The sequence below is a fragment of the Ruegeria sp. BG5 genome (assembly GCF_056538425.1).
This window is the reverse complement of record NZ_JBQFTC010000001.1, coordinates 1,516,551-1,542,213: the sequence shown is the minus strand read 5'-3', so window position 1 is coordinate 1,542,213 and position 25,663 is coordinate 1,516,551. Positions and strand designations below refer to the sequence as shown.

General features: G+C 59.5%; 27 protein-coding genes. 8 read left to right on the top strand and 19 right to left on the bottom strand.

The genetic code is table 11. From position 1 onward, the window contains the following. Nucleotides 1–47 precede the first annotated feature (47 nt). Complete coding sequence (locus ACR0KX_RS07135; RefSeq protein WP_170450827.1) at nucleotides 48–506, top strand: ClpXP protease specificity-enhancing factor SspB; 459 nt, start codon at nucleotides 48–50, stop codon at nucleotides 504–506. A gap of 32 nt (nucleotides 507–538) precedes the next feature. On the opposite strand, the gene ACR0KX_RS07130 is transcribed toward ACR0KX_RS07135, so the two are convergent. After that, nucleotides 539–1,099: a hypothetical protein gene (locus ACR0KX_RS07130; protein ID WP_480708160.1), complete on the bottom strand. Its 561-nt coding sequence runs from the start codon at nucleotides 1,097–1,099 to the stop codon at nucleotides 539–541. A gap of 207 nt (nucleotides 1,100–1,306) precedes the next feature. Here ACR0KX_RS07130 and fumC point away from each other — a divergent pair, with 207 nt between their 5' ends. From fumC to ACR0KX_RS07110, 4 genes are read left to right on the top strand one after another with little or no spacing between them, the layout of a single operon-like run. Further along, entirely contained in the window at nucleotides 1,307–2,701 is a 1,395-nt protein-coding gene (fumC, locus tag ACR0KX_RS07125) for a class II fumarate hydratase (RefSeq protein WP_170450830.1), read from the top strand. Beyond that, the gene (locus ACR0KX_RS07120) at nucleotides 2,701–2,877 is read left to right on the top strand and encodes a DUF4169 family protein (protein WP_170450832.1); all 177 of its coding nucleotides are present in this window, start codon (nucleotides 2,701–2,703) and stop codon (nucleotides 2,875–2,877) included. The genes fumC and ACR0KX_RS07120 overlap by 1 nt, the downstream gene beginning before the upstream one ends. Continuing rightward, nucleotides 2,874–3,095, top strand: a complete 222-nt coding sequence (locus tag ACR0KX_RS07115) for a ribbon-helix-helix domain-containing protein (RefSeq protein ID WP_170621772.1) — start codon at nucleotides 2,874–2,876, stop codon at nucleotides 3,093–3,095. The genes ACR0KX_RS07120 and ACR0KX_RS07115 overlap by 4 nt, the downstream gene beginning before the upstream one ends. Nucleotides 3,096–3,154: 59 nt before the next feature. Further along, the gene (locus ACR0KX_RS07110) at nucleotides 3,155–3,757 is read left to right on the top strand and encodes a DNA-3-methyladenine glycosylase I (RefSeq protein ID WP_170621771.1); all 603 of its coding nucleotides are present in this window, start codon (nucleotides 3,155–3,157) and stop codon (nucleotides 3,755–3,757) included. A gap of 3 nt (nucleotides 3,758–3,760) precedes the next feature. Here the strand turns inward: ACR0KX_RS07110 and ACR0KX_RS07105 are convergent, their stop codons facing one another. From ACR0KX_RS07105 to ACR0KX_RS07090, 4 genes are all read right to left on the bottom strand, one after another. Beyond that, the gene (locus ACR0KX_RS07105; protein WP_170621770.1) at nucleotides 3,761–4,642 is read right to left on the bottom strand and encodes a fructose bisphosphate aldolase; all 882 of its coding nucleotides are present in this window, start codon (nucleotides 4,640–4,642) and stop codon (nucleotides 3,761–3,763) included. A 73-nt stretch (nucleotides 4,643–4,715) separates the two neighbouring features. Beyond that, on the bottom strand, nucleotides 4,716–6,065 hold the full coding sequence (locus ACR0KX_RS07100) for a cytochrome P450 (protein WP_170621769.1): 1,350 nt from the start codon (nucleotides 6,063–6,065) through the stop codon (nucleotides 4,716–4,718). Next, nucleotides 6,062–7,264: a hypothetical protein gene (locus tag ACR0KX_RS07095; protein WP_170621768.1), complete on the bottom strand. Its 1,203-nt coding sequence runs from the start codon at nucleotides 7,262–7,264 to the stop codon at nucleotides 6,062–6,064. Before ACR0KX_RS07095 ends, ACR0KX_RS07100 begins: the two co-directional genes overlap by 4 nt. A gap of 55 nt (nucleotides 7,265–7,319) precedes the next feature. Beyond that, on the bottom strand, nucleotides 7,320–8,072 hold the full coding sequence (locus ACR0KX_RS07090; RefSeq protein WP_170450844.1) for a cytochrome c biogenesis protein CcdA: 753 nt from the start codon (nucleotides 8,070–8,072) through the stop codon (nucleotides 7,320–7,322). Nucleotides 8,073–8,185: 113 nt separating this feature from the next. On the opposite strand from ACR0KX_RS07090, the gene ACR0KX_RS07085 reads away from it, so the two are divergent. Further along, nucleotides 8,186–8,419 carry a sulfurtransferase TusA family protein gene (locus tag ACR0KX_RS07085; RefSeq protein ID WP_170450846.1) on the top strand — a complete coding sequence of 78 codons (234 nt, stop codon included), beginning with the start codon at nucleotides 8,186–8,188 and terminating at the stop codon, nucleotides 8,417–8,419. Between the two features lie 50 nt (nucleotides 8,420–8,469). On the opposite strand, the gene ACR0KX_RS07080 is transcribed toward ACR0KX_RS07085, so the two are convergent. The 6 genes from ACR0KX_RS07080 to purC all read right to left on the bottom strand — a co-directional run bounded on the left by ACR0KX_RS07080 (nucleotide 8,470) and on the right by purC (nucleotide 16,947). After that, nucleotides 8,470–11,322: an Rne/Rng family ribonuclease gene (locus ACR0KX_RS07080; protein WP_480708157.1), complete on the bottom strand. Its 2,853-nt coding sequence runs from the start codon at nucleotides 11,320–11,322 to the stop codon at nucleotides 8,470–8,472. A 519-nt stretch (nucleotides 11,323–11,841) separates the two neighbouring features. Further along, nucleotides 11,842–13,176 carry a sigma-54-dependent transcriptional regulator gene (locus ACR0KX_RS07075; RefSeq protein WP_170450850.1) on the bottom strand — a complete coding sequence of 445 codons (1,335 nt, stop codon included), beginning with the start codon at nucleotides 13,174–13,176 and terminating at the stop codon, nucleotides 11,842–11,844. 11 nt (nucleotides 13,177–13,187) lie between these two features. Then, a complete protein-coding gene (locus ACR0KX_RS07070; RefSeq protein ID WP_170518427.1) occupies nucleotides 13,188–14,966 on the bottom strand; it encodes an ATP-binding protein in 1,779 nt (592 codons plus the stop codon). A 36-nt stretch (nucleotides 14,967–15,002) separates the two neighbouring features. Continuing rightward, nucleotides 15,003–15,671, bottom strand: a complete 669-nt coding sequence (purQ, locus tag ACR0KX_RS07065; RefSeq protein ID WP_170621766.1) for a phosphoribosylformylglycinamidine synthase subunit PurQ — start codon at nucleotides 15,669–15,671, stop codon at nucleotides 15,003–15,005. Between the two features lie 25 nt (nucleotides 15,672–15,696). Then, nucleotides 15,697–15,927: a phosphoribosylformylglycinamidine synthase subunit PurS gene (purS, locus tag ACR0KX_RS07060; protein WP_117872765.1), complete on the bottom strand. Its 231-nt coding sequence runs from the start codon at nucleotides 15,925–15,927 to the stop codon at nucleotides 15,697–15,699. 264 nt (nucleotides 15,928–16,191) lie between these two features. Further along, the gene (purC, locus tag ACR0KX_RS07055; RefSeq protein ID WP_170450855.1) at nucleotides 16,192–16,947 is read right to left on the bottom strand and encodes a phosphoribosylaminoimidazolesuccinocarboxamide synthase; all 756 of its coding nucleotides are present in this window, start codon (nucleotides 16,945–16,947) and stop codon (nucleotides 16,192–16,194) included. A 187-nt stretch (nucleotides 16,948–17,134) separates the two neighbouring features. Here purC and ACR0KX_RS07050 point away from each other — a divergent pair, with 187 nt between their 5' ends. Further along, nucleotides 17,135–17,455, top strand: a complete 321-nt coding sequence (locus tag ACR0KX_RS07050) for a DUF1476 domain-containing protein (RefSeq protein WP_170518424.1) — start codon at nucleotides 17,135–17,137, stop codon at nucleotides 17,453–17,455. A gap of 125 nt (nucleotides 17,456–17,580) precedes the next feature. Further along, nucleotides 17,581–18,597, top strand: a complete 1,017-nt coding sequence (bmt, locus tag ACR0KX_RS07045; RefSeq protein ID WP_170621765.1) for a betaine--homocysteine S-methyltransferase — start codon at nucleotides 17,581–17,583, stop codon at nucleotides 18,595–18,597. A 6-nt stretch (nucleotides 18,598–18,603) separates the two neighbouring features. On the opposite strand, the gene ACR0KX_RS07040 is transcribed toward bmt, so the two are convergent. The 8 genes from ACR0KX_RS07040 to ACR0KX_RS07005 all read right to left on the bottom strand — a co-directional run bounded on the left by ACR0KX_RS07040 (nucleotide 18,604) and on the right by ACR0KX_RS07005 (nucleotide 25,663). Beyond that, complete coding sequence (locus tag ACR0KX_RS07040; RefSeq protein ID WP_170450861.1) at nucleotides 18,604–19,380, bottom strand: enoyl-CoA hydratase-related protein; 777 nt, start codon at nucleotides 19,378–19,380, stop codon at nucleotides 18,604–18,606. Between the two features lie 73 nt (nucleotides 19,381–19,453). Next, the gene (locus ACR0KX_RS07035; RefSeq protein ID WP_170450864.1) at nucleotides 19,454–19,909 is read right to left on the bottom strand and encodes a cytochrome c-type biogenesis protein; all 456 of its coding nucleotides are present in this window, start codon (nucleotides 19,907–19,909) and stop codon (nucleotides 19,454–19,456) included. Then, entirely contained in the window at nucleotides 19,906–21,870 is a 1,965-nt protein-coding gene (locus tag ACR0KX_RS07030; protein WP_170622285.1) for a heme lyase CcmF/NrfE family subunit, read from the bottom strand. Before ACR0KX_RS07030 ends, ACR0KX_RS07035 begins: the two co-directional genes overlap by 4 nt. Nucleotides 21,871–21,945: 75 nt before the next feature. Beyond that, a complete protein-coding gene (locus ACR0KX_RS07025; RefSeq protein ID WP_480708154.1) occupies nucleotides 21,946–22,524 on the bottom strand; it encodes a holin family protein in 579 nt (192 codons plus the stop codon). Continuing rightward, on the bottom strand, nucleotides 22,515–23,126 hold the full coding sequence (locus tag ACR0KX_RS07020; RefSeq protein ID WP_170450868.1) for a holin-associated N-acetylmuramidase: 612 nt from the start codon (nucleotides 23,124–23,126) through the stop codon (nucleotides 22,515–22,517). The genes ACR0KX_RS07025 and ACR0KX_RS07020 overlap by 10 nt, the downstream gene beginning before the upstream one ends. 150 nt (nucleotides 23,127–23,276) lie before the next feature. After that, nucleotides 23,277–23,723: a cytochrome c maturation protein CcmE gene (gene ccmE, locus ACR0KX_RS07015; protein ID WP_480708151.1), complete on the bottom strand. Its 447-nt coding sequence runs from the start codon at nucleotides 23,721–23,723 to the stop codon at nucleotides 23,277–23,279. 7 nt (nucleotides 23,724–23,730) lie between these two features. Beyond that, on the bottom strand, nucleotides 23,731–24,759 hold the full coding sequence (argC, locus tag ACR0KX_RS07010; RefSeq protein ID WP_170734687.1) for an N-acetyl-gamma-glutamyl-phosphate reductase: 1,029 nt from the start codon (nucleotides 24,757–24,759) through the stop codon (nucleotides 23,731–23,733). 94 nt (nucleotides 24,760–24,853) lie between these two features. Then, nucleotides 24,854–25,663, bottom strand: a complete 810-nt coding sequence (locus tag ACR0KX_RS07005) for an aspartate/glutamate racemase family protein (RefSeq protein ID WP_170450874.1) — start codon at nucleotides 25,661–25,663, stop codon at nucleotides 24,854–24,856.

The following is a 25,663-nucleotide window of genomic DNA, read 5'->3' as shown; positions in this document are numbered from 1 at the left end:
CCAGTTAAAACGCCTATGCTGGGGATAACCACTTTCGAGGATCACACATGTCGCAAGACATCGACTATGGAAACCTGATGCACACCGCCATGCGCGGTCTCATCAAAACGGTTCTGACCGGCGTTTCCGAAACCGGCCTGCCCGGCACCCATCATTTTTTCATCACCTTCGACACCCGTGAACCCGGCGTGCAGATCGCGGATTGGCTGCGCGAGCGGTATCCAGAAGAGATGACAATTGTCATGCAGCACTGGTTCGAAAACCTTGAGGTTGGCGAGACCGGCTTTGCCATCACGCTGAACTTCGGCGACGCGCCCGAGCCGCTGTATATCCCCTATACCTCCATCAAAACCTTCGTGGACCCGTCCGTCGAGTTTGGCCTGCGGTTCGAAAGCCCCGAGGACGAGCTGGAAGAAGACAACTTCATCGAAGAGTCGATTGAGGTTGAAGAGCCTGAGGAACACCACGACGCAGACGTCGTCTCGTTGGACAGCTTCCGCAAATAGGCCCTGAAACCCCGCGACCCACGCGGGGTTTATTATTTCTTCAGAAACGTTTCGACCGAGCGGGACTTTTCGCCGTTGATAAAGCGCGAGAAGGACAGGTTCAGACCACCCTCGGCCAGAGTGCGGTCGAACTGCTGCAATTCATATCCGCCGGTCTCATCGATAAACAGTGAAAACACGGTCATCGTGTCCCCGTCGATGCGGCCCCAGACAAAGGGTTCACCTTTCATGGGGTCCAACGGAACCTCATGACCAAAGACATTGCGCTTCATCGCGGCGGCGAACACGTCGGGCCGGTCAGACGGTTGGAAATCGATTGAAAACGCCTGTTCCTTGACGCGCCCGTCCAGCTTGTAGGTCGTTGTTTTCCAACTGACATTAAAGCCGTTCTTGGTCTCGTGAATCGAAACGCTCATGTCTCGGGGCGTGCTTGTTCCGTCCGCGTCCACCACATTTGCCGAACCGATATAGTCTCCGACAAACGGCGTTACGTCGGCGGCGCGGGCCGACACGCTTAGAACTGCGATCCACAAGGTTGCGGCCAAAGCCACCGCGATGGCGTTGATTGGCGATATCCGTTCAGATTCGGGCATTTAAACCTCCTCGACCGCAGCCACCTTATTCTAAACAAGCGCGCGGTGCGCACAATGGCACAATCCTGTGCGGTGCAAATTAAAATGATGCCATCCGGCGGCTATACCTTTCGGGACCGTATGTCTAAGGTGCGCGCAACTGGCCGATTGCGTCACGGCGTTGTGGCCGCTAAACGGCATACGACTGCATACCAGACGGAGTGACAGATGTCTCAGACCCGCACCGAATCCGACAGCTTTGGCCCGCTCGAGGTTCCTGCCGACAAGTATTGGGGGGCGCAGACGCAGCGCTCGATCATGAACTTCCCCATCGGGTGGGAGAAACAGCCCGTGGCCATCGTGCGCGCGCTGGGCGTGATCAAGCAAGCCTGCGCCATGGAAAACAAGGCGACCGGCAAGCTGGACGCCAAAATCGCTGACGCGATCATTCAGGCGGCCGGTGAGGTGTTTGAGGGCAAGTTTGACGACAACTTCCCTCTGGTCGTCTGGCAGACCGGTTCGGGCACGCAGTCGAACATGAACTCGAACGAGGTGATCGCAAACCGCGCCATCGAGATTCTGGGCGGAGTCATCGGTTCGAAAGACCCGGTGCACCCGAACGATCACTGCAACATGGGTCAGTCCTCGAACGACACCTTCCCCACCGCCATGCATATCGCCACCGCGATGAGCGTGCGCGACGTGTTGCTGCCGGGTCTTGAGAAACTGGCCTCGGGGCTGGAACAGAAGGCCGAAGAGTTCAAGGACATCATCAAGATCGGCCGGACCCATACTCAGGACGCAACGCCCCTGACATTGGGTCAGGAATTCAGCGGCTACGCCCACCAGATCCGTCAAGGGATTGCCCGCGTGCACGCGGCGATGCCGGGGATCTATGAATTGGCGCAAGGCGGCACAGCCGTCGGCACCGGCCTGAATACCCAAAATGGATGGGGTGAAGCGGTCGCAGGCCATATGGCCGAGATCACCGGCCTGCCCTTTGTGACGGCCCCGAACAAGTTCGAGGCGCTGGCCGCCCATGACGCCATGGTCTTCCTGTCTGGTGCTTTGGCGACGATTGCAGGCAGTTGCTACAAGATCGCCAATGACATCCGGTTTCTGGGCTCCGGCCCGCGTTCTGGTCTCGGTGAACTGATCCTGCCTGAAAACGAGCCCGGCTCATCGATCATGCCGGGCAAGGTGAACCCGACTCAGGCCGAGGCGCTGACTCAGGTCGCGGCCCATGTAATGGGCAACAACGCCGCGATGACCTTTGCCGGGTCGCAGGGGCATTTTGAGCTGAACGTCTATAACCCGATGATGTCCTACAACCTGCTGCAATCGATCCAGTTGCTGGGTGACGCTGCCGACAGCTTTACCGAACGGATGCTGTTGGGCATCAAGGCCAACGAACCGCGCATCGACAAGCTGATGAAGGAATCGCTGATGCTGGTCACCGCACTGGCGCCCACGATCGGCTATGACAACGCCACCACCGTTGCCAAGACCGCGCATAAGAACGGGACGACCCTGAAGGAAGAGGCCATCGCGCTGGGCTTTGTGGATGAGGCAACCTTTGACGCCGTTGTCCGGCCCGAGCAGATGATCGGCCCGAAAAACTGATGGGCAAGCCGGTCAATCTGAACCGGTTTCGCAAAGAAAGGGCGCGGGCCGAAAAGAAGGCCCGCGCAGATCAGAACGCTGTCGCCTTTGGGCGGACCAAGGCCGAAAAAGACGTCGTGAAACTGCGGCAGGACAAGCAGAAGCGCGACCTGGACAATCACGAGTTGGATGAATGAGCGGCCGTCCCGTCAAACGGTCCCTGACGCTTAAAGGGCATCGCACTTCGGTGTCTCTGGAAGATGAGTTCTGGCGGGCCTTTCGGGATATTGCACAGGAAAAAGATCAACCAATCAATGCTTTGGCGGCAGAGATTGATGTGGCTCGTGATCCCGAAACAGGCCTGGCATCCGCTATTCGGGTCTTCATATTGAACTGGTACCGCGACAAGGTTTGACCCTTGCAAGCACGCTTGCAATGCGTGTAGCGTGAGGTGAGAACAAAAAGGGTACGCGCATGACGGACACAGCCATCGGCCCAGACGGAAAACCTCGGTGCACGTGGTCTTTGGCCGCGCCCGAGTTTCCGGACTATCACGATAATGAGTGGGGATACCCGGTGGCCGACGACCAACGGTTGTTCGAGAAACTGTGTCTTGAAAGCTTTCAGTCCGGCCTCAGCTGGCTGACGATCCTGCGCAAGCGCGAGAATTTTCGCGCAGCCTTTTGTGGGTTTGATTTCAACAGGATGGCCGAGTTTTCCGATGCAGAGGTCGAACGTCTGTCGCAGGACACAGGCATCATCCGCCATCGCCGCAAGATCGAAGCGGTGATCAACAATGCCCGCCGCGCGCAAGAACTGGTCGCCTCGGAAGGCTCTCTGGCCGCTTATGTCTGGCGGTATGAGCCGGAAATCCCGCCGCCGCCACGCAGCGCCTCAACCTCGGCTGAATCCATCGCCATGTCGAAGGACCTGAAGAAACGCGGTTGGAAATTCGTCGGACCCACCACGGTCTTTGCCTTCATGCAGGCGATGGGATTGGTCAATGACCATGCCGAGGGCTGCTTATGCCGGGAAAAAGCGGCGCAGATGCGCCGCGATTTTGTCAAACCGGTCTGAGGCTTAGCAGGACGCGTTGAAGATCTTGTCGATATTGCCGCCCAAAGCCGCGTTGAACTCGGCTTCTGATTGCTGCTTCGACAGTCCTTCGGTCAATGCGCGCGAGAACGAGGCGATCATCTTGCCGTTCTGACCCAGAAGATCACAGGCCTGCTCGGTCGAATACCCGCCCGACAGCGCCACGACACGCACGACGCGCGGATGATCTGCAACCTCGTCATACAGGTTCGCGTTGCTCGGGATGGTTAGCTTGAGCATCACATCCTGCCCCTCGTCCAACTGGTCGAGGTTTTTCAGCAACTCACCCTTCAGGATATCTTCGGCCTCGGCCTTGGTGTCCGAGTTGATGTTCACCTCAGGCTCGATGATCGGAACCATGCCTGCGGCGACAACCTCGCGCGCAACGTCGAATTGCTGCGCGACCACAGCGGCGATGCCTTCGGCGTTGGCTTCGTGGATGACCGAGCGTTCCTTGGTCCCGAACACGCCCTCAGCCTTGCCCAAGGTTTCAGCCAGCCCCGGAATGGGCTTCATCATCTGAACGCCATTGGCCTGATCTTCCAGCCCTTTGTCGATTTTCAGGAACGGCACGATCCCTTTGACCGACCACAGATAATCGGCCACTTTGCGACCTTCGATTTCCTCGCCCAAAGTGCGTTCGAACAGGATCGCGCCGATCACTTTGTCCTTGGTGAAGTCATCCGCCAGAATAATCCGCGCGCGCATTTGCTGGATTTCGCCGAACATTTCCTCGTCCGATCCATATTGCGAGGCATCCACGCCATAAAGCGCCAGCGCCTTGGGAGTCGATCCGCCGCTTTGATCCAGTGCTGCGATAAACCCTGCGCCATTGGACATCTGCGCGCGCTGTTCTGCTTTGGACATAATGTTTTCCCGTTCAAGAATGATTCCGATTTCATTCTTCGCATACAGCACGGCGTTGGGCGATGATAGTTTGTTAGCGCTCAACCACGCGCAACCAAATGCCGTCTTTCGATCTGACGGTCAGATGGGCCACCGGAACCGGTGTTTTTTCGGCGATTGTTTCGAATCTGAACCTGCGCAATAGCGTGGAAAGGATCAACGGCCCCTCGACCATCGCAAACCCCGCCCCGGTACAGACACGCGGGCCGGTGGAGAACGGGATATAGGCGTCGCGCTGACAGGACTTGCCATTTTCGGTGTGCCAGCGTGCCGGATCGAATGCGTCGGGGTTATCCCACAACCGTTCTTGGCGGTGCAGATGCCACGGGCTGATAACGATCTGGGACCCCTTCGGCACTTCGCGATTGCGAAATCTTTCAGGGCAAGAGGCTTGCCGCACCATCATCGGCACCGGCGGGTACAGCCGCAATGCCTCGCGAAACACATCACGGCTGAGCTTCAGCTTGGACATGACGGCGAAGGAGGGGACGTCCAACGCCTCGGCCTCTTGCGCGACTTTCTCCTGCCACTCAGGGTACAGCGCCATCAGGTACAACGTCCACGCAAGCGCCGAGGCGCTGGTTTCATGGCCCGCCAGAAAGAAGATCGCGACCTGATCGATCATCTCTTCGGTGTCAAAACACGCACCGGTTTCGGGATCAGGCGTCGTCATGATCTTGGTTGCCAGATCATCCGGGGCCTCGCCTTGGGCAATCGCCACGGCCCGCTCGGACGTGAGTCTGGCGATAAGGTCGCGGATTTCCCGAGCCGTCTGACGGGTGCGTTTCGAATGCAACCGGGGCAACCAGCGTGGCAGCGGCACAAAGGCCGCCAGATTCAGCAACGGTTGTTCGCGCTGATAGGTTCGGAACTTACGAAACACCTCGGCGGCGATCTCATGCTCGATCGGTACGGAAAACAGCGTGCGAAAGATAACATCGGCTGCGGCGTGGCTGGTCACCTCTTCGCATTCGACCTCAGCCCCGGCCTGACCGCGCAGCCGTTCAACGCAGGCGTCCGCGGCGGCCAGCATGGCGGGAAACGTGTCTTTCAGACGTCCGCCCTCGAAAGCAGGGTCGATGATGCGGCGCTGGCGTTTCCAGACCTCGCCATTGGTCAGGAAGACCGAATTGCCCAACAATGGGCGCAGCCCCTCACTGATACGGCCGGATTTAGGAAAGTCGTCGGGGCGCTTTTTCAAAACGGTTTCAACCAGGTCCGGCTGGTTGATCATGTAGGACCGGAAGAAAGGCGTTCGAAACTCGGCCATCCAGGCGCGGTACAACCGCTCGGGCTGCGCGGACAGCAGATCGCGGCGGAACAGTTTGAGAAAGCGCCACAGCGAAACACGATCAGGACGAGAGCGCGGTTTGGGCGGGGTCATGCGTCGACACTCGTATGTTTCGAAACCGCGGTCTCGATACGGGTTTTGGACGGGGTTCGCCCCTTGAACCGTGCGCCCAGTGTTTGGGGGCCTGCCGTGATGCGGAAGTAGTCATAAGTTCCGGGTTGGTCAAAAGCGCAAAGGTATTGAAAATGCAGCCGGAAGAATTTCCACCGCAATTCTCGCCAGCGTTCAGGCGACAGCGTCTGAGTGAACGCCGCAGACAGGACCAGCGGCCAGATCTTGTCCGGCCCGGCCACCCCGCTAACCGCAACCGGATCGCAAAGGGCAAAGGAACACCCATCGCCCGGCGCCGAAACATCGACCCAGGTCACGGCCTTTTGCGACGACATAAACCGCAGATCACCGCGCAGTTTTGTGGCCTTGGGCAGAAACGAGACCATCGGAACCACCTGCCCGAGGGTCAAAAAGGACAGAACCGGGCGGTTCGGCAGATCGCCGCGCGCGCGGATCAAATCGGCCAGAATGGACACGCCCAGATGCGCGCCAGAGCTGTGGCCGACGACCAGAACCTCGTCCACGTCCGTGTCAAACGCGGCATCAATCAGGTGCACAAACTCATCCAAACGATCCTGCAGCCCGGCGGGAGTTTCCCCGTTCAGCTGCGCTGAATAGGCGTAATCGTGCATGAGGTAGTAGGCGAACAACCGGTTATCGATCTTTCGAAACCATTGAAGCAGCAGGTAAGCTAAAGCCAATGAGGGCAACAGACCCCACAAACCCAGAGTAGCCACCGCAACCGCCACGACGATCATCGCAGCCGCCAATTGCAGTAAGAGCATGCCAACCGGATACAGCGCCGCGATCACCGGCCCTTTCCGCAACTGACTGAGCCGTTTCAGCGTGCCGGTTGAGATATAAGTCCACGCCGTGCGCCCGAGTTGAAGATAGGTCGCCAAAATCGACCCGGACATGCTGTCGCGCACGATGTCGGACCAGACCAGAACGTCTATGTCCGTCTGGACCTCCATGCCATCCTGAGCCGATGTCACGTGCCAGCCAAATGGTCCTTCGACAGGTTTGGGAGACATAGCAATCTTATAGCCCGAAATTTCGGCCTGCGCCTGCGACTCGGTCCGATACAGCTCACGGTACCGGCGCGCCGGAATCGGGTCGTAGCCAGGGATGTAGAACACCCGGCGTTTACTCACCTGAGGCTGATTTGTGTGACTGCTCATGGCCTTACCTTCTGCTGCGCAGGTTAACGCAGCATTGCGGCCAAGGTAAGGAGGATCAGCCCAGAACCGCCAGTGCCGGGAAGGTTTCCAGCAGCCACCAGCTGAATTCGGTGAAAAGGCCGGTGATCAGCATGATCCCAACGAACAGCAGTAGACCGCCCATCACCTTCTCAATCGTGCCCATGTAGGGCTTGATCCGGTTCATCACACTCATCGAGCGGTTCAGGAACATCGCCGCCAGCAGGAACGGAATGCCCAGACCCGCAGCATAAACACCCAGCAACAACGTGCCGCGCGCAACCGATGCCTCTGACGCCGCCAGGGACAGGATGGCTCCCAACTGCGGGCCGATGCAGGGCGTCCAGCCAAAGGCAAAGGCCAGACCAAGGATATAAGCGCCGAACACCGAGCCTCCGGAATCACCGGTTTCAACCCGCGCCTCGCGGTCCAGCAGCGGAATGCGGAAAACGTTCAGAAAGTGCAGACCAAAGACAATAACCACCGCGCCCGAGAGCTTTGCAAACAGCACCTGATTCTTCAGCACAAACGCCCCAAACGCCGAGGCGGTAAAGCCCAGCAGCAGAAAGACGGTCGACAGGCCCAGAACAAAGAACAGCGCCGACAGGGTCGCCTTGCGCCGCGCGCGTGCCTCATCCTGCATCTCATTGATGGTCACGCCGCTCATATATGCCAGATAGGGCGGCACAATCGGCAGAACGCAGGGCGACAGAAAACTGATCAACCCACCGATCATGGCGATGAACATGGCGGGCAGCAGCCCCGCGTCGATGATATCAATTCCGAACATGACTAAGCACATATGGTATCAGGTGGATTTCGTCACGGGGCCATTCAGTCACATCCTCGTGGTCGTATGTTGCATGCTGGACAGCGTCGCCTGTTGGAAATATCTCAATCAACATGACTGACGAACCCGAGATACTCGACGCGCTAGGGCTTTTGTGCCCCCTGCCCGTTCTGAAGGCCCGAAAGCGGCTGAAATCCCTGCCTGCTGGGGGGCTTTTGCGTGTGCTGGCGGATGACCCAGCCGCAATCGTCGATGTTCCACATTTCTGCATGGAAAGCGGCCATAACTTGCTGTCGCAGGAAGAAGAGAATGGCCATCAGGTCTATCTGATCCAAAAATCAGCCTGATCGGATCGAGCCAAAGAAAAAGGCGGGCACCTGGCCCGCCTTTCTTTTGTTTACTGGCCCAAGGACCACCATCCGCGCCGTTTGGGTTTTGGCGGTTCGCTGGGCTTTTCGGGCTCTTCCGCCACCGTTTCCAAGACCGGTTCGGCTGCGGTTTCTTCTGCTACCGGTTCGGCAGGCGTGTCTTCGACGACAGGTTCGGCTGTAACCTCTTCCGCCTCAGCAGGGTCTTCCTGAGCGTCTGCGGCTTCGATTGGCTCTTCCACCGACTCAGCGACTTCAACAGCCTCAGCCTGAACCTCTTCGGGCTCAGACACTGCAGGGGCTTCGGCTTCTGCGGCAACGTCTTCGGCTTCGGGTTCTGCAACAGGCTCTTCGGCCTCGGGTTCCGCAACAGGCTCAGCTTGGGCTTCCTCAGTCACCTGCGTTTCCGCCGTTTCCGGGTCACCGGTTTCTGCCTCAGTTTCGGCCGCAACCGGTTCCGCATCCTTCTTCTTACGACGCGGTGCACGGCGGCGTTTTGGCTTCGCGGGCTTGTCCTCATCTTCGAACGCGTCGGCACCCTCTTGGGGCTTTGCATCGTCAGAGCCATCCTCGTCAGAACCGGCCTCTTCGCTCACGGCATCAGAATCCGCCCCGGCGTCTTGCTGTTCAGCCGCATTGCCACCCTTCTTCCGACGGCGACGGCGACGCTTGCGCTTGGGCTTGGTCTCTTCCTCGGCCTGAACGGTTTCCTCTTCAGCCTCATCCTCATCGGTCGCATCGACCAGATCCATCAGCGAGGCATCCGCAGACACAACAGGCGCGGTCGCCTCGGGCACGATCCGGCTGGCGGTCTTGAATTTCTCCATCGAGAAATCAGGGCTGACCAGATGCAGATCACCTTCGACCCGTACCGACAGACCATAGCGCGCCTCGATCTGAGCGATATGCTCGCGCTTCTGGTTCATCAGGAAGTTTGCAATGCTCACCGGGCAACGCACCAACACCTCGCGCGAGCGGCGGCGGGTGCCTTCCTCTTCGATCTGACGCAGGATCGACAGCGCCATATTGTCGTCCGAGCGGATCAGGCCGGTGCCATGACAGGCCGGGCACGGCTGCGTGGTCGCTTCCAGCATACCGGGGCGCAGGCGCTGGCGGCTCATCTCTAGCAGGCCAAAGCCCGAGATGCGGCCAACCTGAATGCGCGCACGGTCGGTTTTCAGCTTGTCTTTCAGGCGCTTCTCAACAGCGGTGTTGTTCTTGCGCTCGTCCATATCGATAAAGTCGATGACGATCAGTCCGGCAAGGTCACGCAGACGCAACTGCCGCGCCACTTCCTCAGCCGCCTCAAGGTTGGTCTTGAGCGCCGTTTCCTCGATCGAGCCTTCCTTGGTGGCCCGGCCCGAGTTCACGTCGATCGCCACCAGCGCCTCGGTCACGCCGATCACGATATAGCCACCGGATTTCAGCTGCACAGTCGGGTTGAACATCCCCGCCAGATAGCTTTCCACCTGATAGCGCGCGAACAGCGGCAGCGCGTCCTCATACCGTTTCACGTTCTTGGCGTGCGACGGCATGATCATCTTCATAAAGTCCTTGGCGATGCGATAGCCGCCCTCGCCTTCAACCAGAACCTCATCGATATCGCGGTTATAGAGGTCGCGGATCGACCGTTTGATCAGATCGCCTTCCTCGTAGATTTTCGCGGGCGCGATGGATTCCAACGTCAGCTCGCGGATCTGCTCCCACAGACGCTGCAAATATTCATAGTCGCGCTTGATCTCGGATTTGGTGCGTTTGGCCCCGGCGGTCCGGATGATCAGGCCCGCGCCGGTCGGTACGTCGATCTCGGCTGCAATCTCTTTCAGCTTCTTGCGGTCGGGGGCATTGGTAATCTTACGGCTGATCCCGCCACCGCGCGCGGTGTTTGGCATCAGAACGCAGTAGCGCCCGGCCAGCGACAGATATGTGGTCAGCGCAGCACCCTTGTTGCCGCGTTCTTCCTTGACGACCTGCACCAGCAGAACCTGGCGCACCTTGATGACTTCCTGAATCTTGTAGCGACGCGGCCGCGGCTTGCGCGGAGGGCGAATATCCTCGCTGTCATCTTCATCCGCAACCGATTCAATCGAAGCATCCTTGGCAGTTGCATCCGATGGTGCGTTACCGTCTTCGGGGTTCTCACCTTCGGCATCGGCCTTGGCTTCTTCTTCAGCCTGCTCTGGCTCGCTCACCTCGTCCGACGAGTCCGCAGCGTCCTCTGCCGAGGCGTCCACCTCTGCATCGGCCTCACCCTCTGCTTGCGTCTCAGCCGCAGAGTCAGTTTCTTCCGCGGCCTGCTCACCGGCCTCGACCGCTACATCCGCCGCGTCTTCTGCAGGCGTTTCCTCATCCGCCGGCTCTTCCACCGGAGTGTCTGCAACCAAATCAACCGGTGAGGTCCCCTCGGGCACCGCCAGTTCCGCCTCTTCCCCGTCTTCAAGATCGATGGTTTCCATGCCGCTCGGTTCGGACGACACTTCAATCGACTCGACCGCATCATCGGATTTCACATCCGCCGCCTTGGTCCGCGACCGCGACCGGCGTTTTTTCGGCTTGGCCTCTTCCGCCTCATCCCGGGCCTTCATGGCCTCGGCATAAGCGCGTTCTTCTTCCATCAGCGCCTCACGGTCGGCGACGGGGATCTGGTAGTAATCGGGATGAATCTCGGAAAACGCCAGGAACCCATGCCGGTTCCCGCCATAATCCACAAAGGCCGCCTGCAGCGACGGCTCGACCCGGGTTACTTTTGCAAGATAGATGTTGCCAGCAAGCTGGCGTTTGTTTTCGGACTCAAAATCGAACTCCTCGACCTTGTTTCCGTCGACCACCACGACGCGGGTTTCCTCCGCGTGGGTGGCATCGATAAGCATTTTCTTAGCCATGTGTCCTTGGTGCACCGCGCCAAACGCGTTGTCCTGACCCGTCCAGGCGGACAGGCGCTTTTGGGGAGGTGTCTTGTCAGGGCGATATCAGACGGCGCGCGGCAGGGTCTGGCGCTTTGGCCCCCTGCCCGGTCTCTCAAACGTTGCGCGCGCGTCATCGCGGTTCTTCTCCGACAGGCGCGATTAGGATCGCTGCCTGCCCATTTATTCCTTTCACCCGACGCATCGGGCTCAGGTACTCAACTGCCCCATGGATCGGGGCACAATCGGTCTGCCTCGCGGTGAAAACCAAAGATCACCTGCTGCGACGCAGCGAAACTCAAAGATTCGGGGCTTAAAGGCGCAAAAATGGCCCGGCCCGTCCGGACACAATAAAAGCAGTCCTGTGGAAAACACAATGGGCAAACTGCATCCCTTCCATCTCAAACGCGCCGCGCCCATCTTCTTCTGTTCAAAAATACCTCGGGGGGGTGAATTGAGCCTATGGCTCAAGAGGGGGGCTGGCCCCCCTCCCCGGCCTCACAAATAATCCGACCGTTGAAGCCCGTATTTGGCCATCTTCTCGTTCAACGTCCGGCGCGGCAGGCACAGCTCATCCATGACCGAGGCAATAGAACCTTTATGTCGCCGCATCGTGTTGTCGATCAACATCCGCTCGAACGCCTCGACGTATTCTTTCAGCGGCTTGCCTTCGGTGGTCATCACCGGCTGCATTTCCTCGTGATCCGACATCAGCAGGGACGCAATCGTCCCCGACCCGCGCCGCGATTGTAGCACGGCCCGTTCGGCGATGTTGATCAACTGACGCACATTGCCCGGCCACGGGGCCTGCAACAGCTGCGCCGCTTCCTGAGCGCTGACCTGCGGCGCATCACAGCCATATTCCTCGGCAAATTGCTCGCTGAGGCGGGTGAAAAGGGTCAGAATGTCTTCACCTCGCTGACGCAGCGGCGGCATGGTGATCCGCAACGCGGCAAGCCGATAGAACAGGTCCGGGCGCAGCACGTCTTCGCTGGTCTTTCCGGCCTCTTGCAGGTTCGAAATCGCAACGATGCGTGTTTCCGCCGGGGTGCCCTGTTCGTTCATCACGCTCAGCAACCGCGCTTGCAGCGTGTCACTTAGGGCCTCCACATCCTCCAGTACCAGCGTCCCACCACGGGCTTCCTCAATCGCAGGCAGTTGAGCGTCTTCGGGCATCATGGGGCCAAACAGGCGCTTGGACAAAGCCTCTTCTTCCAGTGCCGCGCAGGACACCAGAACGAACTTTTTACCCGCCCGGCTCCCAACCGCGTGCAGGGCATGGGCCACCAGCGTCTTACCCGTTCCGGTCTCGCCGTCGATCAAAACGTGACCGTCCGCCTGACCCAGATCCAGAATATCCTCGCGCAGGCGTTCCATAACCGGGCTGGCCCCGATCAGTTTGTTCATGATTTGGGTGCCGCCCGACAGCTCGCGCCGCAGCGCCCGGTTGTCCAGCGTCAGACGCCGCGCATTGCTGGCGCGTTTGGCCAGTTCCGACATGCGATCCGGATTGAACGGTTTTTCAAGGAAATCGAACGCCCCAACCCGCATCGCTTCAACCGCCATGGGTACATCGCCGTGACCGGTAATCATGATCACCGGCAGAGTGCTGTCCGCCCCCATCAGCTTTTTCAAAAGCTGAATACCATCCATCCCGGGCATCTTGATGTCCGAGATCACAATGCCCGGATAGTCCGGCCCCAGCACCTTCAACGCATCCTCGGCGCTGGCAAAGGTTTCGGTGTCATATCCGGACAATGCCAGCCATTGGCTGATCGACTGGCGCATGTCCTGTTCATCATCCACAATGGCGATCTTCATGGCCTGTGCCATAGTCTTCCCTTTTATTCTGCGGCCTCAAGGCCGTCGCTTCCCAGTATCGGCAATTGCATCTCGAACACCGCGCCGCCGTGTTGTCCGTTGCGCGCGGTTAGCCGTCCACCATGGTCGTTCACGATCCCGGACGAGATGGCAAGCCCCAGTCCGACGCCATCGCCGGGCTGCTTGGTGGTGTAGAACGGCTCGAACAGGTTCTCGATATCCTCGATCCCGTAGCCGTTGTCGCGCACGGTCAGCACCGCCATGTCACCCGCTGCCAGGATGATTTCCACATCCGGCTCTGCCACCGATTTGGTGGCGTCCAGCGCGTTGCGCAAGAGGTTGACCATCACCTGCTCGATCCGCATCCGGTCACCCATCACCACCACAGGTTCTTCCGGCAGGATCTGAGTGATCTTCACATGTCGTTGGCGCAGTTGCGGTTCCATCATCGACAGGGACGAGGCCAGTGCTTCACCAAGATTTACAGGTGAAAACGCGTCCGCCCCTTTGCGGGCGTAGGATTTCAACTGCCGCGTGATTGCGCCCATGCGCTCGATCAGCCCATCGATGCGGCCAAAGCTGGCCAACGCTTCTTCGGGGCGGTTGCGGCGCAGCAGCAGACGCGCGCCAGCCAGATAGGTTTTCATCGCGGCCAGCGGTTGATTGAGCTCGTGGCTCACCGCCGCAGACATCTCGCCCAACGCCGCCAGTTTCGAGCTTTGGGCAAGGGTCTGCTCGGCCAAATCCAGCGTCTTTTCAACCCTTTCCCGCTCAGCGATTTCCCGCTGTAGCCTTGTGTTCAATGCGCGAAGCTCTGCCGACTCGCGCTGGAACAGGGCCATCCGCAACGTGGCCCGACGGCTGAGCGCATAGAAGGTCAGCGCCAGAAGAATCGCAAATCCCATGATTTCCAGCGCAAGCACGCTGTTCACCCGCTCGCGCACCGACTCATAAGAGGTGAACGAGGTCATCTGCCAGCCGCGGAACGGGATGCGTTTTTCCATTCGCATCACCGCCTCACCCTGCAGGTACGCGTCGGGCGGCAGCGCCGTCCAATCGGTCGTGGCCCGGATCGCACGTTGAATTGCGCCCTGAGGCGGCTGGCGCAGCATCGCCGACGTCTCATCCAGACCCCGCCATTGCGGCTCGGTGGACAGGATGATGTTGCCGGTGCTGTCGGTCACAAGAACGGCGTGCGAAATCCCGGCCCAGGCCCGCTCGAATTTCTGCAAATCGACCTCGACCACGATCACGCCGAGGATTTCGGCCGCACCTTGAATTCGGCGCGAATAGACAAAGCTGTAGCCGCCGGATTCCCTTGGTATGACCGAAAACAAGGTCGAATTGGCCCGGATTGCATCCACGAAATAAGGCGCGTTGCGATGCGCCTCACCCAGCCGGTTTCGGTCGGTGGCGGCAACCGTGCGCCCGTCTCCATCCAGCAGCATCAGCGACGCGGCACCGATTTCCTCGACGAATGAAATCAGGCGTTGGGTGGACAGCGTATAATCACTGGATTGCAACGCCGAGATCAGCGTCGGGTCGCGCGACAACAATTGCGGTACAATGGCGTTGCGGCGCAACTCGCTCAGCAAGTTGCCGGAATCCAGCGCCAGCCGCAGTTCGGCGCTGTTGCGGGTGTCTTCGGTGAAGCGGTCGGTCAGCAGACGGTTGGTGATCCAGACCGTTGCTACCGTGACCAAAAGCAGCAGGATGATGGCCAGACGCAGCCGCCACCCCAGAGGTGCCCCGCGAAAGGGTCGTGCCAGTTTGGACCAGCCTGTGCGAACCTCGGTACTCATCCCCAGAAGGTACGCGCGCTAGGGCCCAACCTCAAGTCACGCCGGAGCGAGCACACCCGACAATGCGCGGAACAATGCCGTACCATCGGTGCCGCCGTGACCTTCATCCGCGGCCCGTTCCGGGTGCGGCATCATCCCGAGAACACGACGGTTTTCCGACAGAATACCAGCAATATCCCCGACCGAGCCGTTCGGGTTCTCGGTATAGGTGAACGCTATCCGGTCCTGATCGCGCAGCGTGGACAATGTGGCATCATCCGCGAAATAGTTGCCGTCGTGATGCGCAATCGGAATGCCGATCGCATCGCCAGCATTGTAGCCTTCGGTAAAGGCGCTGTTGCTGGTTTCGACCTTCAGGCCGACGGTTCTGCAGATGTATTTCAGCCCCGCATTACGCAACAGCGCGCCCGGCAGGATACCGGTCTCGGTCAGGATCTGAAAGCCGTTGCAGATACCCACGGCATAGCCGCCACGCTCGGTATGTTCGACCACCGCCTTGCAGATCGGCGATTGGGCCGCAATCGCGCCGCACCGCAGGTAGTCGCCATAGGAAAAGCCGCCCGGAACGCCGACGATGTCGATCCCGTCCGGCAATGCCGCGTCCTTGTGCCAGACCATATCGACCTGAAAACCGGCCTGTTCGAAAGCCACGGCAAGGTCCCGGTCGCAGTTCGAGCCGGGGAATACGATGACGGCAGCACGCATGGCAGACCCTCCTTTGCGGGTAATATCAGACCAGTTCGATCTCGTAGCGTTCGATGACCGTATTGGCCAACAGCTTCTCGCACATCTCGGTCACGTCAGCCTCGGTCGCGCCGTCTGCCAGCTCAAGGTCGATCACCTTGCCTTGGCGCACACCTTCGACCTGATCAAAGCCCATGGCGCCCAATGCGTGCCGCACAGCCTCGCCCTGCGGGTCCAGCACCCCGTTCTTGAGCATCACATGCACCCGTGCTTTCATTTTCGCAACTCCACCTGCGGGCCGCGCGTCAGGGCCCATTTCGTTGCGCGGGGGATAGCGTGGTTGCGGCCTTGGGACAACCCTGTTTGCACCGCAGTTTGACGCAGGTCGTTTTCTCGCCGCCACCGACGGGCTTGTGCGACAAAGCCAGGCAATTCGGCGGCCCTGAATCCCCAAAGGGCGGTCACACTGGACGGGCTTTCAATCCCAACAAAAAAGCGCCACCGGTTTCGCGGCGGCGCTTTGTTTCATCAGCCAAAGGGATCAGTTGATCAACGTTGGCTTGGTCACGTTGCTTTTCGGCAGCACACCCAGACGGCGCGCGACCTCGGAATAAGCATCGGTCAGATTGCCCAAATCACGGCGGAACACGTCCTTGTCCAGCTTCTGACCGGTTTCAATATCCCACAACCGGCAGCTATCGGGGCTGATTTCATCGGCCACGATCAAACGCTGGTAATCGCCATCGAAAACGCGCCCGATTTCGATCTTGAAGTCGATCAGGCGAATTCCGACAGCCAGCATCAGGCCGCTCATGAAATCATTAACGCGCAGCGCAAGGCTTAGAATATCGTCCATATCCTGCTGGCTGGCCCAGCCGAAGGCAGCGATATGTTCCTCGGTGACCAGCGGATCGCCCAGCGAGTCATCCTTGTAGCAATACTCGACAATCGGGCGCGGCAGCTGCGTGCCTTCGGCAATGCCCAGACGTTTGGACATCGTCCCTGCGGCATAGTTCCGCACGATCACTTCCAGGGGCACAATCTCGCAATTGCGCACCAGTTGCTCGCGCATGTTCAGGCGGCGGATGAAATGCGTGGGCACGCCGATCTGGTTCAGACCGTTCATGAAGAACTCGGAAAGGCGGTTGTTCAACACGCCCTTGCCATCGATCACGTCCTTCTTTTCCGCATTGAACGCGGTGGCGTCATCCTTGAAATACTGCACAATCGTGCCCGGCTCGGGGCCTTCATACAGAATCTTGGCTTTGCCTTCGTAGATTTTCTTGCGACGCGCCATAAGCGACCTTTCCAGACTGATCAGAGGGATCGAGTCCCCTCACGTTGGCGTCCTCATAGTCCAAGCCCCCTCTTCCCGCAAGTTTACAGACCAGCGAGACTTTGACACAGCGCAAATACCTTGCACCGATGGTCCCGTATGGTCATATCATCAATGCAGACATCCTAACCCAAGAGGCCCCTGTCCCATGACCACTTTTGACGAGCGTGAAGCTGCGTTTGAATCGAAATTTGCACATGACGAAAAGATGCAGTTCATCGCCCGGATGCGCCGCAACCGGTTTATGGCGGTCTGGGCCTCGACCCTGAAGGGCGAGACTGTTGAACAGGCGCGCAAATATGGGCAGGAACTGGTGCACACGGACCTGCAGAATGTCAGCGAAGATGACGTGATCAACGCGGTCAAAGGCTATCTGGGCGATCTGGCGGATGAAGCCAAGATCCGGTCCAAAATGGCAGAGCTGCTGGTTGAGGCCAAAGAACAGGTCATGGCCGAAGCCGATATCTGACCCTTCTCCCAGAATTGCTCATGATCTTCATGAGTAATATGAATTTGATTTGACGCCCCTGTCATGAGACATGGGGCGTCTCTTTTTTCTTACAGGCGCATTACGCCTTGCTTCGGAATACCCCAATGACAAACGCGCTGACTGAACTTCTGAACACCGCCGATGCCATTCTGGCAGACGGCGCGACCGGCACCAATCTGTTCAATATGGGCCTACAATCCGGCGATGCGCCCGAGCTTTGGAACGTTGACGCGCCGGACAAGATCAGGGCGCTGTATCAGGGTTCGGTCGATGCGGGCAGCGATCTGTTTCTGACCAACACCTTTGGTGGCACAGCCGCACGGCTGAAACTGCACGACGCACAGAATCGCGTGGGTGAGCTGAACCGCATTGGGGCCGAACTGGGCCGTGAAGTGGCGGACAAGGCCGGGCGCACGGTGATCGTGGCCGGGTCCGTCGGCCCGACCGGTGAGATCATGGAGCCTGTCGGCAGCCTGTCCCATGCCGAAGCGGTCGAGATGTTTCACGAACAGGCCGAGGCGCTGAAAGAAGGTGGCGCTGACGTCTTGTGGTTGGAAACCATCAGCGCGCCCGAGGAATTCCGCGCCGCTGCCGAGGCGTTTGCACTGGCCGACATGCCCTGGTGTGGCACCATGAGCTTTGACACCGCCGGGCGCACCATGATGGGCGTGACCTCTTCCGATCTGGCCCTGTTGGTCGAGACCCTGCCCAACCCACCAGTGGCCTTTGGCGCGAATTGCGGCACAGGCGCATCGGACATTCTGCGTACGGTTCTGGGCTTTGCGGCTCAGGGTACCGAACGCCCGCTGATTTCCAAAGGCAATGCAGGTATTCCGAAATATGTGGATGGTCACATCCACTATGACGGTACGCCTGATCTGATGGCGCAGTACGCCGTGATGGCCCGCGATGCCGGGGCCACCATCATCGGTGGCTGCTGTGGTACCATGCCCGCGCATCTGGAAAAGATGCGCCGCGCTTTGGACACCACGCCGCGCACGGATCGTCCAACGCTGGATCAGATCACCGACGCGTTGGGGCCGTTCACGTCGGCCTCGGACGGCACGGGCGAGGATGCGGCAGCGCCGGAACGGCGCACGCGCCGTCGCCGCCGCGCCTGATTGCGATCAGCGCCCCTCGAACTTTGCGGGGCGCTTTTCCAGAAAGGCCACAACACCTTCGGCAAAGTCACGCGAACGTCCGCATTCGCCCTGCAAATGCGCCTCGGTCGTCAACTGCTGCGTCAGCGTGTTTTCGTATGTTCCGCGCAGGGCCTGTTTCATCGCTGCAAAGCCTGCGGTCGGGCCGTTGGCCAGATAGGTGGCCCGCTTGCGCCAATGCGCGGCAAAATCCTCATCCGCGACCGCTTCCCAGATCAAACCCCAGTCATCCGCCTGACGGGCGCCGATTTTCTCGGCAAACAGCGACGCCCCCATCGCCTTGGCCAGCCCCATCTGACGCGGCATGAACCAGGTTCCGCCCGCATCCGGCAACAGTCCGATCAGGGCAAAAGCCTGCAGGAAATACGCACTTTCGGTTGCGATCACCACATCGGCACACAGCGCCAGATTCGCCCCCGCCCCGGCAGCCGGGCCGTTCACGGCGGCGATGGTCGGAACCGGGCAGTCATGGATGGTTTCAAGCATCGGCTGATACTCATCACGCAGGGACCGTTCGAGATCGATCTTCCCGGTCGATGACGCATCGCCCAGATCCTGCCCCGAGCAAAACGCCCCACCGGCCCCGGTCAGCACGACACAGCGCGCGTGGCGAGCGGCGTGTTTCATGGCATGGGTGATTTCCGCGCGCATCTGCGTGGTCAGAGCGTTCATCTTGTCCGGACGGTTGAATGTCAGAACGGCAAGCCCGTCCGTGATGTCCAACAGGATCGTTTCATAATCCATGCAAAGCCTCCCCTGGCGACAGTTTCAGCGAACCCTGACGTATTCGCAGGACAAGGGGAAGTGGAACCGCGCGTCAATCTTCCAGAATCTGACGCAGCCGTTCCTTTTCTTCGTCGCTGAGCGTATCCGTCTCGCCCGCCGCCTGAACTTTGGAACGGTTTCGAACAAAGTTCCACCCCATGCCAGCCGCAACCAGCAGCATCAGCGGACCGGCCAGCCACAGCATCAGGTTGGATCCCGTAACTTTCGGTTTCAGCAACACATATTCGCCATAGCGATCGACGATAAAGGAAATCGCCTGCTCGTCTGTATCCCCCGCGACCAGCCGTTCCCGCAGCAACAGGCGCAAATCGCGGGCGAGGTCCGCGTTGCTTTCATCGATGCTTTCATTTCGGCACACCAGACAGCGCAACCCCGTGCTAAGGTCACGCGCGCGCTGTTCCAGAACCGGATCGTCCAGAACCTCGTCAGGCTGCACGGCAAATCCGGGCGTCGCCAGCAGCATCAGGATCAAGATCAGGCGCTTCATTCCGCAGGTACTCCGGCCGAGGGGGTCTTGCGCGCGCCAGCAGCAACCCGGAAACGACGGTCACACAGGCTGAGAACACCACCCAGCGCCATCAGGATACATCCCGCCCAGATCCAGTTGGCAAAAGGTTTGACATAGGTCCGCATCACCCAGCCCCCATCGGCCTGTTGATCGCCAATCACCACATAAAGATCACGCAGAACCCGGTAGTCAATCGCCGCCTCGGTGGTGGGCATGCGCGCCACCGGATAGTCTCGTTTCTCTGGGTGCAAAGTGCCAATCACCCGATCGCCGGATTCAACCAGAACATCGGCCGTGGTCGAAAAATAGTTCGGTCCCTGCACGCGTCGCACGTCTTCCAGCGTCAGGGTAAACTGCCCCACCTCGAACGGCTGACCGGGTTGGGCGACCCGAATATCCTCAACCTCCCACGCGGTCAGACCGGCGATGGCGAAGATGGTGACGCCCAGCCCGGTATGGGCCACGGCCTTGCCCCAATCGGCCCCCGGCAGGCGAAACAGCCGTTTCAGATTTCCTTTTCGGCCCGTACGGCTCCACAGATCAATAATCGCGCCGAGCGTGATCCAGGCCCCAAGGAACAGCCCCACCGGACCCAGCGCGCTGCGCCCGGTCTGCATTGCCCAAACCAACAGCCCCAAGGCCACGGCCAGCAGAAAGGCATAGCGCAGAGACCATGCCGTCTTGCCCAGCTTGCCCCGTTTCCAAGGAAGCATCGCACCAATGGGCAGAACGAGACCCAGCAGCACCATGAACGGCGTGAAGGCGACATTGAAAAACGGCGGCCCGACCGAGAGTTTCCGGTCAAACATCATCTCGGCCACCATCGGCCACATGGTCCCGGCGAATACGACAAAGCAGCTGACGGCCAGAAGAACGTTATTCACCACCAGCGCGCTTTCACGGCTGACAACACCAAAGACGCCCTTAGCCTCCATCGCCTGCGCGCGCGCCGCAAACAGGGTCAGTGCGCCGCCGATGAAGAAAACAAGGATCATCAGGATGAACACGCCGCGCTCGGGATCCGTTGCAAAGGCGTGCACCGAGGTCAGTAGGCCCGAGCGGACAATGAACGTCCCGATCAGCGAGAACCCAAAGGCGATGATCGCCAGCAAGATGGTCCAGCTTTTTAACGCTTCGCGCTTTTCAACCACAATGGCCGAATGCAACAGCGCCGCCGCCAGCAACCACGGCATGAACGAGGCATTCTCGACCGGGTCCCAGAACCAGAACCCACCCCAGCCAAGCTCGTAATACGCCCACCACGATCCCAGCGCGATACCGATGGTCAAAAAGACCCAGGCCGCCAGAGTCCACGGACGTACCCACCGCCCCCAGGCCGCATCAACCCGCCCCTCGATCAGCGCGGCGACGGCAAAGCTGAAGGCCATGCTAAGGCCCACATAGCCGAGGTACAGAAACGGCGGGTGAAACGCCAAACCGGGGTCCTGCAGCAGCGGGTTCAGGTCGCGCCCATCAAAGGGCGCAACGGCAAGCCGGTCGAACGGGTTCGAAGTGAACAGGATAAAGGCAAAAAACGCCACCGCCACGGCCGATTGCACAGCCAGCACCCGTGCCTTCAACGTCGGCGGCAAGCCACCCCCAAACACCGCTGCCATGGCACCAAACAGAGTCACGATCAGCACCCATAGCAGCATCGACCCTTCGTGGTTCCCCCATGTCCCGCTGATCTTGTAGATCATCGGTTTCGCAGAGTGACTGTTTTCAACCACGATCCGCAGCGAGAAATCCGAGCTTGTGAACGCCCAGACCAAGGCCCCAAATGAAAATGCGGTCAGCAGGAACTGTGAAATCGCGGCAGGTTCCGCAAATATCATCCACCCGGTCCACCGCTTGGCAGCGCCGACAAGGGGCACCACGCTTTGCACGATGGCGATCAGAAAGGCTAGAATTAGGGCGAAGTGACCAAGCTCTGTAATCATGCCCATGGATATACTCCGCGGGCTTCCTGATCGCCAATCACTTTCGCCCATTTCAGGCGCACATAGTGTCGCGGTTCAGGCGCAGCGCAACCGTTTCCAATCGACCAATGCAGGATTGGGATCGGAGCGCATCACCTCAAGCTGCAACCCGGCATCCGGGCCGGTATCGGCAACGCCCGGGCTGTCACTGCGCAACTCCCTCAGCGCGCGCAGATTGTCCATGACCTGCGGGGCCCGCAACATGGTCTGAGATATCTCACGCTGCAGATCCTGCGCCTTGGCCTGATGCCGCGCACCGAAATAGAACGACACGATGACACCCAGCAACCACCACAAAGGTTCAGGCACCAGTGCGATCCCCTGCATCCGCGCGGCAAACCACAATGGGTCGATCATCGCCGCCGCAAACAGGCCCAGCGTTCCCAACGCCAGCGCCGGGCGCGGTACGCGGTTCAGCCCGTCCATAAACCGATCAAACGCACCTTTGCGCGGCAACTGAAACTCGGCCCGGAATTGCGCCATCGCCTGCCCTTGCACGGCCAGCGCCCGCCTGGCCCCTTCTTCGGAGTTTTCTCTGAATATTTCCGCAGTTTCACGCACCACGTTGCGCCCGCCGCCGAACAGAAAACCCAATAACCCCGTAATCAACCCCATACCGCAACTCTCCTTTGAAACTCAACGTCGCCCATGTGGTATTTGGGCGAAATGAACTCCTCGGCCCGCCTGATCCATCCGCCTTTCCCACCGGCACGGCTGCGGGCGTATTTTCGCGTTGCGGGGCGTCGATCCGCCAACCGGAAATAATAGTTTCGGCGCGCCACGCCATATGCATCCCGAAGGGCAACAGCGTCAGGGCGCAACGCCTCTTCACAGGCGCGTTCCGTCTGCGGCCCAATGACCCCATCAACCGCCACATCAAAGCCCATCTCGCGCAATAACCGCTGAAGGATTCGAACCGCCTGCGCACCCGCGTTGACATACATGTCAAACACCGTCGCGTGCAGAATATCGGGCAAAGCGGCAATGCGTGGCTTCTCAAAATAGTGCCGCACGAAAATATCGACCGCCTGCCCACGGCTCAGCACCCGGACATCAGCGGTGTCGACCTGCCCATCGCCGTTCAAATCCAACCCAAGCCTGCGCATGGTGTGAATGGTGACGCCAAACTTCGTGGCCCCGCCCGGATCGTCCGGGTCGTCCACAAATCCGCCTTCCCGCGCTACGATCTCTGCCGCTATCTGTCGAACCGTCTGCATATCTTCCCCTGACCAATCTGCCGGGCAAAACGGTCACGCAAGACAGTTTACATCCCCAAACGAAACAGGGCGCTGCCGCCTGATACGCGCAACGCCCCTGCTTCTTCTGTTCAAAAATACCTCCGCCGGAGGCACGCAGCGCAGCTGCGTTCAGCTTTCCTCAGGCCCCTTGTAGACGCCTTGTTCTTTCAAAGCATCCATCACTTCCTTCGGCATATAAGTCTCATCGTGTTTCGCAAGTATTTCAGTGGCTTCAAAGACACCGTTCACGTAACTTCCGGTCCCCACCATGCCCTGATTTTCAGAAAACAGATCCGGCAGAACACCGGTAAACGCCACCTGCACGCTTTCGCCGCCATCGGTCACAACAAAACGCACAGTCTCGCCCTGCCCGCGAATGATCGAGCCTTCCTCGACCAGGCCACCGATACGAAACACCTCGGTCGGTGCGGGCGGTTCCGCGATTACCTGACTGGGCGAGCGGAAAAAGTTGATGCCGTCGCGCATTGCGTACCCAATCAACGCCGTCGACGCCACAAGGGCGACAACGGCCACCAGAATGACCTGAACTCGACGACGTTTCTTGAGCGTTTTCATACCGTCCTCACGGGAATAGAGGGGCCATCATCAGCCCCCGGGTTTCATCCTCACCTAACATCAGGTTGGCGTTCTGCAAGGCTTGGCCACTGCTACCTTTTGTCAGGTTATCCAGCGCAGCGACCACTATCGCGCGCCGTTCGATCCGGTCAGCCACCACACCGATATGGCAGAAGTTCGAGCCCCGCACATGGTGGGTCGACGGGGCTTCGCCCATTGGCAGCATCTGAATGAACGGCTCGCCTTCATAGGCCTTGGCCAGCGTCTCATAGATGCTCTGCGGGTCGCCCTTTACATAGGTCGTCGCCAGAATCCCCCGGTTCGCCGGGATCAGATGGGGGGTGAATTGCACATGGACCGTGCGCCCGGCGAGTTTCGAGAATTCCTGATCAAACTCACCCAGATGCCGGTGCGTACCACCGATGGCATAGGCGTTATACCCCTCGCTCAACTCGGCGTGCAGCAGATTCTCTTTCAAAGACCGCCCCGCACCCGAGACTGCGCATTTCAGGTCCAGCACGATATCGTCCAGATCGATCACACCAGCCGAGATCAACGGCCGCAGCACATACTGCCCCGTCGCCGCGTTGCAGCCTGTACCAGCCACCAGCCGAGCGGTGCGGATCTCGTCGCGGTAGAACTCGGTCAGGCCATAGACAGCCTCTTCCTGCTGCTCCAACGCACTGTGCGGATTGCCGTACCATTTTTCGTACTCATCCGCGTCCCGCAGCCGGAAATCTGCGGACAGGTCGATGATTTTCAGGGTCTTCGGCAGATCGCGGATCACATCCTGACTGGTTTTGTGTGGCAAAGCGCAGAAACACAGATCGATCTGAGAGAAGTCGATTTCCGAAATCTTGCACAGATCCGGCAGGTCCATATGGCGCAGATGCGGGAAGACCTGCGCCATGCTCATGCCTGCCTTACGCTCGGCCGCCAGCGCGACGATCTCCATGTTCGGGTGCTCGGCGATCAGCCGCACCAATTCGGCGCCGGTATAACCGGAAGCGCCCAGAATTGCGATTTTGTGGGTCATGTCAGACCTCTTCTTTCCATGTGTCACATTTCATGACCGCCGATGTGACGGTCTTGGATTTAGAAAATTGGAAGGGGCGCGTCCTTGACCTAAATCAGGCCGCCTCGAACGAGATTTGTCGTCGGAGGAATTGTGTCGCCCGATCACTGACAAAACCCGGCTTGCCGGTGGTCAGGAATCCGCTCGTGCCGTCGCCCAGCATGTTGGGGTGGCGTTGCAGGTAGTCCGCCAGACTTGCGGCAACCAGATCGCCCTGGCTGAAAACCTGAACATCCGGGCCCAACGCGGCCTGAAAAGTCTCGGCCATCAACGGGTAATGGGTGCAGCCCAGAATCGCGGCCTGAGGGTCGGGCATTTTCCGTTTCAACGCATCCACATGGCTGCGTACCAATGCCTCGGCCAGAATCATGTCGCCATCTTCAATTGCATCGACCACACCACCGCAGGCCTGCGCCTCGACATCGACGCCAATCGCGCGGAACGCCAGTTCCCGCTGAAAGGCCCGGCTGGAGACGGTTGCAGGTGTGGCAAACAGGGCAACGTGCTTCACGGCAACCTCGCGCGGGGGTGAGTTATCGCCCCACTGCCGTTCAGTCAGAGCTTCGATCAGAGGAACGAAAACGCCCAGAACCCGCTTACCCTCGGGCACACCCGCTTCCTGCATCCGCCGCAGCGCAGCGGCGCTGGCGGTATTGCAGGCCAGAATCACCAGATTGCAGCCGCGATCCCACAGATCGTGCACCGCCTTGCGGGTTAGCTGATAGATATCTTCCGCGTCGCGCACACCGTAAGGCGCATGTGCACTGTCCGCAAAATACAGGAAATCAACGTCCGGCAGGTGTTTCTGCGCGGCGTTCAGGACGGTCAGACCGCCCAAACCGGAATCAAAGATGCCTACTGCCAT